The organism is Mesorhizobium sp. M0018 (assembly GCF_040323955.1).
In the GTDB taxonomy this organism is placed as follows: domain Bacteria; phylum Pseudomonadota; class Alphaproteobacteria; order Rhizobiales; family Rhizobiaceae; genus Mesorhizobium.
Window position 1 is genome coordinate 159,391 of the sequence record NZ_JAMYVL010000010.1, and the last position, 13,962, is coordinate 173,352.

Genomic DNA, 13,962 nt, shown 5'->3' on the forward strand with positions numbered 1-13,962 from the left:
GTCAGCTTTGCTGCAAAAGTGTACGCGCCAACTCTTGCCATTCCTCGTCAAGCGTTAAGGTCGACGGCGCCGCGTTGCTGCGGCGATACCAATATTCCGCATTCGACTGGTCGCCTTCCTTGCGGTGGAGATAGGCGTGCACGTGCATGCCCGCCGTATCGTCGCGCTGCTGCGCGCACTCGTGCGCCTTAGCCCAATCGCCCTTTGCATCCCACCACAGCGCCTGCAGGGCAGGGCTCAAGCCGGCTGGCGGCTGTGGTTTCGCAATCGATTCCCTGAAGGCTTGCAGATCCATTTTCCACCTTAGCGACGGTGCAGGCGCCGATAATAACCGCGCCGGCAGCCGACCGCTAGCGCGCATCGGGCGGTATGGCCGGAATGGGTGTCGGCAGCGCTGAGCGCGGACGGCCGATAACCGCGCGGCCGGAGGCTTGATTCGATGGCGTGCATGAAATAGTGCGCGCTACGACACCATGATGCCTGGGACGACGAGGATGAGTAGCGAGCCGATGACAGCCTCCGACCAGCCGCGCCAATTCTACCACGGCACGCGGGCCGACCTTAAACCGGGAGACCTGATCGAAGCCGGCCACAGCGCCAACTACGGCGCGCGAAAGCAGGCAGCCTGGGTCTATCTAACCGGCACTCTGGATGATGGACCATCTCGAACGGCTGAGGGCACAAGGCATCGAGGCAATCGATTGATCGCTGAGTCCTGCGATTGCCAAGCTTGACCTGGCTGACGGTCGGCAGTCTCATTTCTGCGTCGCAGCCGCCGCAAAATACGGCTCCACGTCCGCAATGGGGCCGCGAGTTGTCGTTGCTTGCAGGGCTGGAGAGCGGATGCTCCTTTTCATCTGGCCGCGAACGTGATGATCTCTGGGCTCGAAGGGCCAAGTGGGCTGCCGTCAAAGTCGCCGAATTGCTGTTCGATCCGTAGCCCCGCGTTCCCCAGCAGGCTCGATAAGGCGTCCGTCTCGAGGAATCGCAAGGTGCTGCGACTAACTTGCGGAAGGCTCGGATGCTTTCCGCCGAACCTGTGGGTGAATGTCACCGTCTGTCCATCGAACGGCACGATCACCTCTGTTGTGATCTGCACCAGCGACCCGTCAGGCAGCTCAACGACGACCGCATTTTCGGGTGTCCAGTGCTCCCACGCCCGCACCGAAGGGTTCCGCGTTTCGAACGCGAAGCATCCGCCTGGGACAAGGGCGTGTCGGACAGCCGCCATGAAATCCCTCAGGTCTTCGTCGCTGACAAGGGCCTGGAATGCGTGCCCCGTCATCACAATGAGATCAAATTCGGCTGTCCAGCCGGCCGATTGGAGATCGCCGAGAACCCATTCGATATCCGCGCGCGTTCGTGCGCGATTTCAACACGCCGGGTGCTGGGTCGATGCCGCAGAGCCGCCCTGAATGTCCGGCCAGGCGTGCCTCGTGAAGGAGGGTGCCCGTTCCACATCCGACATCAAGCACCGCGTCTGCTGTTAGAATGCGGGGCAGGTAGAAATCATAGTCGTCGCGCGCAGATCTCGGGTGCCAGGCATCGTAGACGGCAGCGAGATATGGGTCGGCGAAAAGGTGGTCGACCATAGGCGGTATTCCCAATCAACTTTGACTGTGCGAGCGGTGTCGCCGCGAGCATATAGCCCATAAGTAGCGTCGATCCTTAGCGCACGACCTCGCGGTGGCCGCCGGGCAGGCGGGTGGCGATGAGCTTGTCGATGCGGCGGCCGTCGAGGTCGACGACCTCGAAGCGCCAGCCTTGCGCGTCGACACATTCGCCGGTCGCCGGCAGATGGTGCAAATGCGACAGCACATAGCCGGCGACGGTTTCATAATCGCGGCTCTCAGGCAGGTCGATGCCGAGGACCTCTGCCATCTCGTCGGCCTGCATGTAGCCGGCGAGCAGCCATGAGCCGTCCTCGCGCTTGACGGCGTTTTCCTCTTCGCCGGCGTCGAGATCCGAACGGAAGACGCCGGTGATCGCTTCCAGAATGTCGGCCGGGGTGACGATGCCTTCGAAATGGCCGTACTCGTCATGCACCAGCGCCATCGGCACGTCGGATTCCTTCAGCGTCGCAAGCACGTCCAGCGCGTCGGCCTGGTCGTGCACGATCGGCGCAGCCCGCACGTGCCGGCGCGGGTCGAGAGCGCGGCCGCCGAGCATTGCGGCCAGCACGTCGCGGGTCTGGACGACGCCGATCATGGCGTCGACGCCGCCGTCGCCGGCCGGCAGGCGCGAATGCTGGGTGTCCATCAGCAGCTTCCTGATGGCCGCCTCGTCGGATTGCAGATTGATCCAGTCGACTTCGGTGCGCGGCGTCATCACCGCGCGCACGGCACGGTCGCCGAGCCGCATGACGCCGGCGATCATCCGCCGTTCGTCGGATTCAATGGTGCCGTGGTGCTCGGCTTCGGCGACCAGCATCTTGATCTCCTCGTCGGTGACCTTATCCTCGCTCTGACCGCGCTGGCCAAGCAGCCACAGGAGGGCGCGGCCGGAAAAATCGAGCAGGAAGACCAGCGGCGCCGAGACGCCGGCGAGGATGGTCATTGCCGGGGCAACCCTGACGGCGACCCGTTCGGGGTCGCGCAATGCGATCTGCTTGGGCACCAGTTCGCCGATGATCAGCGAGCCATAGGTGATGAGGGCGACGACGATGCCGACGCCGAGCGGATCGGCGAGGCTTTCGCGGATGCCGGCCGACGCCAGGGAGGTGGCCAGCCGCTCGCCGAGCGTGGCGCCGGAAAAGGCACCGGACAAGACGCCGACCAAAGTGATGCCGATCTGCACCGAGGACAGGAATTTTCCCGGATTGGCGCCGAGCGCCAGGGCCCGGCCGGCGCCCTTGACGTTGCGGTCGATCATCGTCTTGAGGCGCGCCGGCCGCGACGAGACGATGGCGAGCTCGGACATCGACAGAAGGCCGTTAATGCAGATGAGGACGACCACGATGGCAATTTCAGCATAAAGCATGCCGGGTCCATAGCATTGCCGCGCTGTTTTCGAAAATAGGACGGTCGCGCTTTTTAAATTTAGCGAGCCGGGCAATCAGGCGGCACTCCTGCCACATCCCAGGGCGGCGCGGCAAAATGCTCGATCAGGGCGTCGACGACGACGCGCACCTTTGGCGCGAGATTGCGTGTTACCGGCCAGATGGCATGCACCACGGTGTTTTCGACAAGACTGTCCGACAGAACCATTTCGAGCTCGCCGCGCCTGATGCTGTCGGCCGTCAGCCATGTCGGCAGATAGACGATGCCGCAGCCGGCCAGTACCGCATCGAGCATCGGTTCGCCGTGACCGAGCACCAGCCGCGCCTTGGGCGCGAATTTTTCGAGACGGCCGTCGGCGTGCCTGACGGTCCAGGGATGGACCGTGCCATCGCGGCCGTAGCCGATGAGGCTGTGCCTGGCCAGGTCCTCGATCGATTGCGGCCTGCCATGGGCGTCGAGATAGGCGGGGGCGGCGCAGACGCCCGAACGCTGGGCATAGATGCGGCGCGCGGCGAGCGACAAGCTGTCGTCGAGGTCGCCCATACGCACCGTCAGGTCGATGCCTTCCTCGATCAGGTCGACGCGCCGGTCGTTGAAGGAGATTTCCATCGTCAGATCCGGATATCTTTTGGAAATCTCGAACAGCACTGGGGCGACGCACCGGCGGCCGAAGGCCAGAGGCAGGTCGACACGAAGCCGGCCGGAAGGCACCTGCTTGCGGGAAGCGAGCAGCGACTGGGCGGCATCGATCTCGGCCAATGCCCTGACGCAGGCTTCGTAATAGCTCAGGCCCTCGCTGGTCGGGCTGAGGCTACGGGTGGTGCGGTTGAGCAGGCGAACGCCCAATCGCTGTTCCAGCTGCGCGATCGACTTGCCGACCGCCGATTTGGTGACATGCAGCCGCGCGCCGGCGCCGGTGAAGCTGCCGGCCTCCACCGCGTGAACGAATGCGACGATGCCTTGCAAATTGGCTGATTCCAATGAAGCGCCCCTATTGTAGAGTTTTGCTCCTTAATCTGTTGCAGAACATGCCACATGGAAGCACTTTTCTCCATAGTGAAACGGCGTAAATGTCTCGCGCAATCATCAACCACGGAGCGCGAACCAAATGAGCACCGAAAACAGATCCTGGCAGATGAACGGTTTCGGCCTGTCCAGGTTGAAGCCGGCTGATGGAAAGCTGCCCCAAGCCGGGCCGCATGATCTTCTGGTACGCGTCACTGCGGTATCGCTGAATTACAAGGACAGGATGATCGTCGATGGCGTGCTGATACCGGACCTCAGCTTTCCGTTCGTGCCGACATCGGACGCGGTAGGCGAAGTAGTCGCCATAGGCAGCGAAGTCAGCCGCTTCGGCATTGGGCAGCGCGTGCTCGGCCAGGTGATCGCCGACTGGCCGGACGGCGACGCCCCGCCGGTGCTGCACAAGCATACGCTTGGTTCGTCACTGCCCGGCATGCTGTCCGAGCATGTGCTTTTTGATGAGGATGCCGCCGTGGCGGCGCCGCCGTCGCTCAGCGACGTCGAGGCATCGACGCTGCCGATTGCGGCGCTGACGGCGTGGTTCGCGCTGGTCGAGGCGGCCAAGCCGATCCCGGGCGAAACCGTTCTCATCCAGGGCACCGGCGGCGTGTCGCTGTTTGCGCTGCAATTTGCCGCCGCCTTCGGCCTGCGCGCCATCGTCACCTCGAGCAGCGACGAGAAGCTCGAACGGGCGAAGGCGCTCGGCGCCTGGCAAGGGATAAACTATCGCAGCCGGCCGGCGTGGGACGAGGCCGCGCGTGAGCTGACAAACGGCGCCGGCGTCAGCCACGTGCTGGAAATGGTCGGCGGCGACAATGCGCGACGCTCGCTCAACGCGCTGGGCGCCGACGGCCGGCTTTCGGTGATCGGCCTTCTCGGCAGCATGGAACTCAATTTTCCGGTCCTGCCGTTCATACGCAACCGGATCGTCGTACAAGGCATATCGATCGGCCACCGCCGCGCTTTCGAGCGAATGAACCAGGCGATCGAGACGCTCGCGATCAAGCCGGTGATCGACAAGGTGTTTGGCTTCGACGAGGTGCCGCAGGCATTTGAGCGTCTGGAGACAGGACCGTTCGGCAAGATCGTGATCACCGTGCCCTGAGCCCGTCGGGACGAAATGGCTGTCAGACGGGAAGGCCGATTGCGCGCCTACGGCAGTTGCAACAGGACCCCGATGATGGCCCTGCCGTCGGTGAAATAGGGATCGCCTTCGCCGTTGCGCCCGGTCTTCGTGGCGCCGACGCCTGGTATCTCGCTGGTCGAGATCAGCATGCCGGCGGCGGAGAGGTCGTGCATCAGCCCGTCGCGCTCGGCGTCGACGTCGGGGCCGATATGATGGGTGATCGCGCCGGTGTCATGGCTGAGGCCGACGCCCCGGTCGAAGCTTGCCGAGCCGAGCCAGAGCGGCCGGCCGTCGTCTCCGGTCGCATGGGTCTGCCAGAAGCGGACGTGGTGGCGCCGGTCGGCGCTGTCGCCGACCGGCTTTTCGAAGGCTAGGTCCTGGGCGCGGCCTTCGAACAAAAGCCGGCTGACCGGCGCGTCGGGATAGGGGCGGTTGAACAGCACGCTTTCGCCGATCTCGATCGCGGTCTTCAGCGTGATGGCGTCTGCCGTATCCCAGCCGGCGACGGCAAAAGCATGGACAACCTCCTTCTTGGTGCCGACAAGGCCGACATTGATCGGATCGCCCGGAATGCCTTGCGGCGTGTGCGTCACCATCTCGAATTGCTGATTGCGAAAATTGCGGTCCCGTAACGTCCAGAACTCAGGCGCGGCGAAATAGGCGAGCGAAAGATAGGCGGCACAGCATGCCACCAGCCAGGTCGTTGCACGTCGTCGAAGGCTCCGTTGGCTCAAGAGGCACCACCCAAGCGTCTGCGCACCATCTTAACCGGCGCAGCAAGTCTTGGGCAGGGGCTGCAATCAGCGGCAGGCGCGATAGCCGTTCTTGCGGTTCTTGATGTCGAAATGGAAATGGTTGCGGTGGTCGTAGTTATAGCCGGGGCCGAGCACGGTGGTGAAATACTGGCAGCCGTCGGCGCGCACATTGTTGAGGAAGCCGCGCGTGCGGAAGGCGAACAGGCCGGGCTTGCGGACGTCGATGTCGTCGCCATTGTTAAGCTCGATGCTCATTACGTCGAGCGCATTGCCCTTGCCGTGTTCCGACAAAACACCTTCGCCGGCAATCCTGCGGCAGGAATAGCTCGAGCCCTGGTGGATGGTCTTGACGCCTGAGAAATAGCGCCAGCGGGCCGACGGCACGAGTTCGTTCCTGGTCCAGCCGGCAAAGCTGGCGGCCATGTCGCAGGTCAGCGTCGCGGCCGGCTTCATCTCGACGCTGCCGATGGCCGAGACCTTGACCGGATAGTCGATGCCGCACTGGCCTTCATGGATCGGCGCAACATCGGTGTAGACGACGCCGAGGCGTTTCAATTCCTTGCGGCAATCGATCTCTGTGGCCGGCATCTGTTCGGCCGGCGACATCGGGTTGTCCAGGCGCGGATAGGCGGCGGTCATATAGGGGTTGGACGGGACGAGACGCTGCATACCCGAATATTGCGGCCCGGAATCTTGCGCGCCGGAATATTGCGGGTCGGAATATTGCGGGTCGGAATTGGGCGGGACGGCAGCGGTCTGGCTGCCGATATCGACGGCCGGCTGCAGCGACAGCACGCTGCCGGTATTGCAGGCCGAGACCGCCGCCACGGCAAGCAGGGCGGCAAGCCTGCCGGCTATGCGCGCGCATTCTGTGTGCCGCGCAGCGGCAAGCGCAGCGCGAAATAGCCCGGCCATCGGAAGGGTTCCTGTCCCCAGATGGCACAGACTCTAAACCTGAAGAGTAAAGGAAAAATCAGCGGCGCTGTTCACGCCTGCGGCCAAATTGCGGCGCCCATTACCGGCGGCCGGCGTCATTGGCAAAACGTGCCGCCATTGCGGCGCGGCTCGAGATCGAAATGGAGATGCAGCGAATGATCGGCATCGCTGCCGGGACCAAGCACGGTCTTGAACGGTCCGCAGGCCGCCTTGCGCACTGCGTTCAGGAATTTCGCGTCCTTTTCCGGCGGCGTTGGCCCGACATCGATCTCTTTGCCGTCGGAAAGCGTGAAGCTGGCGATGTCGAGCGCGTTGCCGAAGGCGTGCTCCGACAGTTTGCCGCCGGCGTGGCGCGGCCGGCAGACGAAGGCGGAGGCCTGGCCGATCGATTTGACATCCATGCCGAACTCGGCCTTTGCGGCAGGCTGAATGACCGAAGCAGCAAAGCGGGCGGCCGCTTCCGCCATCTGGCAATTGAGCTCTGGGTCCGGGCCGATGGCGATGGATTTGCCGAGCGTCTTCAGCACGATCGGGTAGGGGATCGAGCAACCGACCGCCGTATCATGCTCGGGCTTGCGCTCCTCGAAATCGACGCCCATCGACTTCAGCCGCCTGCGGCAGGCCAACTCCTCCGGCGGCATTTCTTTCCCGGCAATGGCGACCGATCGAGGATCTGGAAGGATTTTTTGCTCGGCCTTCTCGTCTGCCTCGGCCGGGTTTGGTGGCGCGACCGATGGGTTTGCCGGCGGCTCGGCCTGCGCCGGCTTTTCAGGCGGCTGCGGTGCGATCGCCGGTGGCTCCGGCTGCTCGGTCTTGGACTGGCCATTTTGGGGCTGATCGTTTTGAGGCTGACCGTTTTTGGGCCGCTCAGCCTCCGGAGCGGGGCGTGGTTCGGGGACCGGGATCTCGGTTGGCGATGGCGATGTGGCTTCCCGGTTGAGCTGGGGAACCGGTGCGGTTTGCGGTAGTTCGGGCGCCTTGGGTAATGCAGGTCCCGCCAGCAGCGACGCCATCGCAACGGCGAGCATCAGTCTGCACAATCTGGAAAAACCGAACGCCGCCATCAGCTCGCAACGGCCAGGATGCAGGGAAGTTGCCTTGGACGAAGGTTCGAGGCGATCACAATCGGTAACCGCGCCGTCACGCGCCGATCGCTTCCAGGCCTTCCTCGAGCCAGTCCGCCAGCAGCGGCATGCCGAGCAGATATTTTGCCGTGCGCTTGTTGGCGCGCTCGCGGGCGGCGGACAGCGCGTCCGTCCATTCCGTCGCGTCATAGTCGCCGCGGCCGACCCAGGCCAACGCAATCAGTTCGGCCGCTTCGTCGACATTGAGATCGTCGATCAGCTCGCGCAATTCTTCTTCGGTGAGATCTTCGGAGCTTTCCTCGGCAAGGCCGTCATGATGGTGGTTGTCGTGCGCGTTGCCGTCGAGCTCTACCTCGTGCTCGGCGCCGTTGGCATAGTCTTCGTTGACGGCGGCGCTGAGCGCCTTCGCCTTCAGGATGAACAGGCGCACGGTGTCGGGACCGATCGAAAGCTCCCAGTCTCGTTCAACGCGTTGCTGCACCGGCCGTCTCCCTGCTTCGTGCTCGGTCGGCCCGATGATAGCGGATTTGCAGCGCTCGTCACGTTATCTTGCGCGGCGGCGTTGATCGTGAGCATGATTTCCGATGCCCTCTCTTCCCGGGATAAGATGGCCTTGCTGGGAGAGATCGCGGTTTTGAGATAGGATGGCATTTTCCGGGGACGAAACGGCTTCGGCCCGGCGTTAGTGTTGCATTGTCAGGTTCAAAGGAGAGTGTAATGCGCAGACGATTGCTGATTTACGCCATGGCCATTGCCGCCCTGCCGCTGATTGCGGCTCCGGCGTTTTCGGCTGGTGAAGGCGGGGGAGGTGGTGGCGGCGGCGGCGGCAATGGCGGCGGCGGCCAGAGCCAGTGCAAGAAGGGGCAGGCCTGGGACAAGAAGCAGAAGAAATGTGTCTCGCCGAAGCAAGGCATGTTGGATGACGACAGCATCTATGATGCCGGTCGCGCGCTGGCGATGGATGGACGCTACGACGAGGCGATCGCCGTGCTCAGCCTCGCCGCCAACAAGCAGGACCCGCGCATCCTCAACTATCTCGGCTATTCGCACCGCCATTCCGGCCGCGTCACCGTCGGCCTCGGCTATTACGAGGAAGCGCTGCGCATCGACCCGAACTACACGCTGGTGCGCGAATATCTCGGCGAGGCGCACCTGCAGATCGGCGATCTTGCTGGCGCCCAGGAACAGCTCCGCGAAATCGAGAAGCGCACGGGCAAGGGATCTCGCGAATACGGTATGCTGTCGGAGCAGATCGATCATTTCATGAGGAGCTGATCCTCCGGAACGCTGCTCATAACCGGCTGTGAGCGATCGCAGCCGGTTTTTTGCTGTGCTGCACATGTTGGCCACAACCGAGATTTGGCATCACGGTACACGATACGATCTTGGAAACCCCCGCTTGACATGGGGTCAGCCGTGCAATCGGTGGATGATTTTTCAAAAACCGACTTTTTGGACGTGAAAAACCCGCGAAGATTGCTATATCTTGCGAAATTGTGGTGAGACGGTTCCGTTAGCCCGAGGCTGCCGGACCGTTTTCTTTTTGTACCATCGACAAGGTCGCTCCCGATTGCGGGGGCGGCGGCAGGAAAGGTCAGGCATTATGAACAAGGTCCCGATGACAGGCGAGGGGTTCGCGTCATTGAAGGAAGAACTGCGCTGGCGCCAGCAACAGGAGCGGCCGCGTATCATCGAGGCGATTTCCGAAGCGCGCTCGCATGGCGACCTCTCCGAAAATGCCGAATATCACGCGGCAAAAGAGGCACAGAGCCTCAATGAGGGCCGGGTCAACGAACTCGAGGACCTGATCGCGCGGGCCGAGGTGATCGACGTCACCAAGCTTAGCGGCGACAAGGTCAAGTTCGGCGCCACCGTGGTGCTGGTCGACGAGGATACCGAGGAGAAAAAGACCTACCAGATTGTCGGCGACCAGGAAGCGGACGTGAAATCCGGCCGCATCTCGATCTCCTCGCCGATCGCCCGCGCCCTGATCGGCAAGGAAGTCGGCGACGCCATCGAGGTCAACGCACCGGGCGGCGCCAGGGGCTACGAGATCGTCCAGGTGCAATTTATCTAGGGGATTGGCGCTGCTCTGCCTTCTCCCCCTGTGGGAGAAGGTGGCCTCGCGAAGCGAGGTCGGATGAGGGGTGTTCCAGCTGGCTCCCTCCGCACTCCGTCCAACACCCCTCATCCGTCTCGGCGCTTCGCGCCGATCCACCTTCTCCCACAGGGGGAGAAGGGAAGGGGCACCTTTCCGATTGAATTGATTGAGCAAATCAGCGGCCACCGGCCTGACCAAGCGTCTGGCGCTCCACAAGCCTTTCGGCTTCCGCCATCACCTCCGGCGGGGTGACGCTGTGACCGGGCCTGGCCAGCAGCGTCGATGAGAATGGTCCGCGCGGGCCGGTCAGGCCGGGCTCGGTAGCGAGGAATATCGCCACCGTCGGCAGGCCGAAAGCGCTGGCGAGATGGGTCAGGCCGGTGTCCGCGCCGATGACCAGCGCCGAGCCGCCGATGACAGCGGCGATCTCGGCAAGCGGCGACCTGGCGACCACCACGGTTTGCGAAACGGCGCCGGCGATCGCTTCGGCAGCCGCCTGTTCCCGATCGTTCGACCAGGTGGTGACCGGTGTCATCCCCTTGTCCACCAGCAGACGGGCGGTTTCGATCCAGTCCGCGACCGGCCATTTCTTGTCCTCGCGGCTGGTGCCATGCAGCAGGAAGGCGGTCTTTTCACCGACAAGAATGGATCTTCCGGCCGGCGGCGCGATGCCGGAGTCAAGCCGGGAAAAATCCGGCTCGTAGCCGAGCGCCAGCCCGAACAGGCGTCTCGTGCGCTCGATGGCATGCAGGCCGCGCGGCACGGGATACCGGTGGTCGTAGAACAAGGTCGCCGACGGCTCCCGAGCGCTCGACCGATCGAAACCGGCGATCGGCGCTGCCGCCAGCCGCGCCACCAGCGCCGATTTCAGCAAGCCTTGCCCATCGAGAACGAGGTCGTAGCGGCAATCGCGCAAGGCGCGGCGCAAGCCGATCACTTCCCGCCATGTGCCGGGCTCGAGCAGCTTCCTGCGCCAGCGCCGGATCGCCACGCTGTGGATGGTTTGGATGGCTCGATGCAGCGCCACAATGCCGGCAAATGCCTCTTCGACACACCAGTCGAAGGAGATATCCGGCCGAGCGTGGCGCGCGTCCTCGATCGCCGGGAAAGTGTGGATGACGTCGCCCATGGACGATGTCTTGATGATCAGCACTTTCATGCGGCGGCCGGCAGCAGCCGCTCCGCCGCCGCCACGACGCGTTCGACCTCCAGCGTCTTCAGGCAGTTGAGATGACCGAGTGGGCAGGTCTTCTTGTGGCAGGGCGAACAGGACAGGCCGAGCCAGACCAGTTCGCGGCGCTCGGCGAGCGGCGGCGTGTTCTCAGGCGAGGTCGAGCCGTAGACGGCGACGACCGGCGTGCCGACGGCGGCGGCGACATGCATCAGCCCGCTGTCGTTGGAGACGGCAAGCCTCGCCGCGGCGATCAGGTCGATGGCATCCTCGAGCCGCGTCTGGCCGGCAAGATCGACGGCGCCCGGAGCCAGCGCGGCGATTTCCGCCGTCACCCCAGCGTCGTTCTTCGATCCGAACAGTGCCACGCCAAACCCTTTCGCCATCATCTCGCGGGCGAGCCCGGCATAGTGTTCGCTCGGCCAGCGCTTGGCCGGACCGAATTCGGCCCCGGGCATGAGTGCCACGAATTTCCCCGCTGTCAGCCCGAAACGGCCGAGCAGCGCCGCCTGGCTGGCTTGATCGACGGCAAGCTTTGGAGTCTGGAAGGCGCCGCCGCGGGCAAGGCTGAAATAGGCCTGCGCGGTGCGCCGTTTCAGGCGATCGGGCAAGGGCACGATGTCGGTCAGCAGCCCGTAGCGCATTTCCCTGAGATGGCCGACGCGGCGCGGAATGCCGGCAAAGAACGGGATCAGCGCCGATTTCCAGCTTCCCGGCAGGACAAAGGCCATGTCGTAGCGGCCGCGCAGCAGGCGGCCGAAGCGCCTTCGGACGCGGAATTCGAACGCGCCGGATTGCAGCGGCAGGTCGATCTGCTGGCGGATTTCGGGCATGCGCTTGACCAGCGGTGCTGCCCAGGCCGGCGCCAGCACGTCGATGGCGGCATCCGGATGAAGCTCCCTCAGCGCCTGGAACAGGCACTGCGCCATCACCATGTCGCCCACCCAGCGTGGGCCGATCACGAGGATCGTTGGGCTTTCAGCCATTCGACATAGTCTCTGACGCCGGTTTCCACTGTGCGGAACTGGCCATTGTAACCGGCTGCGCGCAAGCGGGACATATCAGCTTGCGTAAAGCTCTGGTAGCTGCCCTTGAGGTGGTCGGGAAACTCGATGAATTCGATCTGGCCTTGGCCGAGCGTATCGATCACCGTTTCGGCAATGGCGCGGAACGGCTGGGCCTTGCCGGTGCCGCAGTTGAAGATGCCGCTCGAGCCGCGTTTCCACAGCCACAGATTGACGTCGGCGACATCGCCGACATGGATGAAGTCGCGGCTCTGCTCGCCGGGCCCGAAACCACCATAGGCGCCGAACAGTTTCGGGTTCTGGCCTTGCTCGACCTGGTTGAACAGATGGAAGGCGACAGAGGCCATGGCGCCCTTATGCGCCTCGCGCGGTCCATAGACGTTGAAATAACGCAGGCCCGCGACCGGCGAGTGATCGGTATCGAAAACGGTGCGGCGGACATAGTCGTCGAACAGTTTTTTCGAATAGGCATAGACGTTCAGCGGCCGTTCGCATTGCGGCTCCTCGCGGAACTCGGCGCCGCTGCCATAGACCGAAGCGGAGGAGGCATAGAGGAACGGCACGCGCAGGGCCAGGCAGGCGTGCAGCAGGCGCTTCGAATAGGCGTAGTTGACCTCCATCATGAACTTGCCGTTCCATTCGGTGGTGGTCGAGCAGGCGCCCTGGTGGAAGACCGCCTCGATGCGGCCGAGGTCACCGGCCTCCATCCGCGCCAGAAAATCGTCCTTGTCGAGATAATCGGCGATCTCGAGATCGGCGAGGTTGGCGATCTTGTGGCCGTCGGTGAGGTCGTCGACGACGAGGATGTCGCTGAAACCCTCGGCGTTGAGCGCGGCGACGATGTTGGAACCGATCATGCCGGCGCCGCCCGTGACGATGATCATGAAAGCCTCTGGTACCTTGTGCCGGTTGTAGCCCTTGTGGGATTCTGGCCTTATAGGGGAGGCGGGCCGGGCTGTCGACAAAGCAGGTGGCGGGGCGGCGGATGAGCGCCATAGTGGCGCCGCAAACGTCACGTTTCAGTCGGCCTGCCGGCCGACCGGCGACAGGAGCAAGGTAATGCCGTCAACCGAACTGCTTGTCGCCTTTTTCGCCACCACGGCGATCTTCGCCTATATCCCCGGCCCCGCCATGCTCTATGCCGCCGCGCAAACCATGGCGCGCGGCCGGTGGTCCGGCCTGATGGCGGCGCTCGGCATCCATCTTGGCGGCTACGTTCATGTCTTCGCCGCCGCTGTCGGCCTGTCGGTGCTTTTCCATGCCGTGCCGGTGCTTTACATGGCGGTCAAGCTGGTCGGTGCGCTGTATCTGGTCTGGCTCGGTGTTTCGCTGTTTCGCGCCAAGGCGCAAGGCGACGTTGTCTTGCCGGGAATTCAGCCGAAATCCGCCCGCCGCGCCTTTTTCGAGAGCGTTGCCGTCGAGGTGCTCAACCCAAAAACGGCGATTTTCTTCATGGCGTTCCTGCCGCAATTCATCGATGCCTCGGCAGCGTTTCCGGTCTGGGTGCAGTTCGTCGTGCTTGGAACAATCGTCAATTTGATGTTCTCGTCGGCCGACATTGTTTGCGTGGTGCTGGCCGGCGCGGTGATCGCCAGGCTGCGGCAGTCGAGCCGCGCGCAGCGCCTGATGCGGCGCGCCGGCGGTGCGGTGCTTGTCGGACTGGGCGTGCATGTCGCGTTGCAGAAAAGCTGACGCATTGTCTCGCCGCCGCGATCGGTCGAAGGCCCGCCGTTGCGTCGGC

At 63.8% G+C, this 13,962-nt stretch carries 17 protein-coding genes; 5 read left to right on the plus strand and 12 right to left on the minus strand.

Annotated elements, in window-relative coordinates:
- Position 1 precedes the first annotated feature (1 nt).
- Entirely contained in the window at positions 2 to 295 is a 294-nt protein-coding gene (locus NKJ81_RS16495; RefSeq protein ID WP_352541050.1) for a hypothetical protein, read from the minus strand.
- A 214-nt stretch (positions 296 to 509) separates the two neighbouring features.
- Between NKJ81_RS16495 and NKJ81_RS16500 the strand changes: the two genes are divergently transcribed.
- The gene (locus NKJ81_RS16500; RefSeq protein ID WP_352469830.1) at positions 510 to 734 is read left to right on the plus strand and encodes an NAD(+)--rifampin ADP-ribosyltransferase; all 225 of its coding nucleotides are present in this window, start codon (positions 510 to 512) and stop codon (positions 732 to 734) included.
- Positions 735 to 853: 119 nt separating this feature from the next.
- Here NKJ81_RS16500 and NKJ81_RS16505 read toward each other — a convergent pair whose 3' ends face one another.
- From NKJ81_RS16505 to NKJ81_RS16520, 4 genes are all read right to left on the minus strand, one after another.
- Positions 854 to 1,285 (minus strand): hypothetical protein, encoded by a 432-nt coding sequence (locus tag NKJ81_RS16505; RefSeq protein WP_352541051.1) that lies wholly within the window; start codon positions 1,283 to 1,285, stop codon positions 854 to 856.
- A gap of 10 nt (positions 1,286 to 1,295) precedes the next feature.
- Positions 1,296 to 1,592 carry a methyltransferase domain-containing protein gene (locus tag NKJ81_RS16510; RefSeq protein WP_352541052.1) on the minus strand — a complete coding sequence of 99 codons (297 nt, stop codon included), beginning with the start codon at positions 1,590 to 1,592 and terminating at the stop codon, positions 1,296 to 1,298.
- A 76-nt stretch (positions 1,593 to 1,668) separates the two neighbouring features.
- Positions 1,669 to 2,979, minus strand: coding sequence for a hemolysin family protein (locus tag NKJ81_RS16515; RefSeq protein ID WP_352541053.1), 1,311 nt, complete (start codon positions 2,977 to 2,979; stop codon positions 1,669 to 1,671).
- A 59-nt stretch (positions 2,980 to 3,038) separates the two neighbouring features.
- A complete protein-coding gene (locus NKJ81_RS16520) occupies positions 3,039 to 3,980 on the minus strand; it encodes a LysR family transcriptional regulator (RefSeq protein WP_352541054.1) in 942 nt (313 codons plus the stop codon).
- A gap of 127 nt (positions 3,981 to 4,107) precedes the next feature.
- Between NKJ81_RS16520 and NKJ81_RS16525 the strand changes: the two genes are divergently transcribed.
- A complete protein-coding gene (locus tag NKJ81_RS16525; protein ID WP_352541055.1) occupies positions 4,108 to 5,127 on the plus strand; it encodes a zinc-dependent alcohol dehydrogenase family protein in 1,020 nt (339 codons plus the stop codon).
- A 47-nt stretch (positions 5,128 to 5,174) separates the two neighbouring features.
- Here NKJ81_RS16525 and NKJ81_RS16530 read toward each other — a convergent pair whose 3' ends face one another.
- From NKJ81_RS16530 to NKJ81_RS16545, 4 genes are all read right to left on the minus strand, one after another.
- On the minus strand, positions 5,175 to 5,882 hold the full coding sequence (locus NKJ81_RS16530; RefSeq protein ID WP_352541056.1) for an LssY C-terminal domain-containing protein: 708 nt from the start codon (positions 5,880 to 5,882) through the stop codon (positions 5,175 to 5,177).
- Positions 5,883 to 5,948: 66 nt separating this feature from the next.
- Positions 5,949 to 6,818, minus strand: coding sequence for an extensin-like domain-containing protein (locus NKJ81_RS16535; protein ID WP_352541057.1), 870 nt, complete (start codon positions 6,816 to 6,818; stop codon positions 5,949 to 5,951).
- A gap of 116 nt (positions 6,819 to 6,934) precedes the next feature.
- On the minus strand, positions 6,935 to 7,867 hold the full coding sequence (locus NKJ81_RS16540) for an extensin-like domain-containing protein (RefSeq protein WP_352541058.1): 933 nt from the start codon (positions 7,865 to 7,867) through the stop codon (positions 6,935 to 6,937).
- A 112-nt stretch (positions 7,868 to 7,979) separates the two neighbouring features.
- Positions 7,980 to 8,405 carry a DUF3775 domain-containing protein gene (locus tag NKJ81_RS16545; RefSeq protein ID WP_352541059.1) on the minus strand — a complete coding sequence of 142 codons (426 nt, stop codon included), beginning with the start codon at positions 8,403 to 8,405 and terminating at the stop codon, positions 7,980 to 7,982.
- A 236-nt stretch (positions 8,406 to 8,641) separates the two neighbouring features.
- On the opposite strand from NKJ81_RS16545, the gene NKJ81_RS16550 reads away from it, so the two are divergent.
- Positions 8,642 to 9,199 (plus strand): tetratricopeptide repeat protein, encoded by a 558-nt coding sequence (locus tag NKJ81_RS16550; protein ID WP_352541060.1) that lies wholly within the window; start codon positions 8,642 to 8,644, stop codon positions 9,197 to 9,199.
- Between the two features lie 328 nt (positions 9,200 to 9,527).
- A complete protein-coding gene (gene greA, locus NKJ81_RS16555; RefSeq protein WP_023719113.1) occupies positions 9,528 to 10,001 on the plus strand; it encodes a transcription elongation factor GreA in 474 nt (157 codons plus the stop codon).
- Positions 10,002 to 10,200: 199 nt separating this feature from the next.
- Here the strand turns inward: greA and waaC are convergent, their stop codons facing one another.
- From waaC to rfaD, 3 genes are read right to left on the minus strand one after another with little or no spacing between them, the layout of a single operon-like run.
- On the minus strand, positions 10,201 to 11,184 hold the full coding sequence (gene waaC / locus NKJ81_RS16560) for a lipopolysaccharide heptosyltransferase I (RefSeq protein WP_352541061.1): 984 nt from the start codon (positions 11,182 to 11,184) through the stop codon (positions 10,201 to 10,203).
- Positions 11,181 to 12,182, minus strand: a complete 1,002-nt coding sequence (gene waaF, locus NKJ81_RS16565) for a lipopolysaccharide heptosyltransferase II (protein ID WP_352541062.1) — start codon at positions 12,180 to 12,182, stop codon at positions 11,181 to 11,183. The genes waaC and waaF overlap by 4 nt, the downstream gene beginning before the upstream one ends.
- Positions 12,155 to 13,105: an ADP-glyceromanno-heptose 6-epimerase gene (rfaD, locus tag NKJ81_RS16570; protein ID WP_352450437.1), complete on the minus strand. Its 951-nt coding sequence runs from the start codon at positions 13,103 to 13,105 to the stop codon at positions 12,155 to 12,157. The genes waaF and rfaD overlap by 28 nt, the downstream gene beginning before the upstream one ends.
- Positions 13,106 to 13,280: 175 nt before the next feature.
- On the opposite strand from rfaD, the gene NKJ81_RS16575 reads away from it, so the two are divergent.
- Positions 13,281 to 13,913: a LysE family translocator gene (locus NKJ81_RS16575; protein WP_352541063.1), complete on the plus strand. Its 633-nt coding sequence runs from the start codon at positions 13,281 to 13,283 to the stop codon at positions 13,911 to 13,913.
- The last annotated feature ends 49 nt before the right edge of the window (positions 13,914 to 13,962 follow it).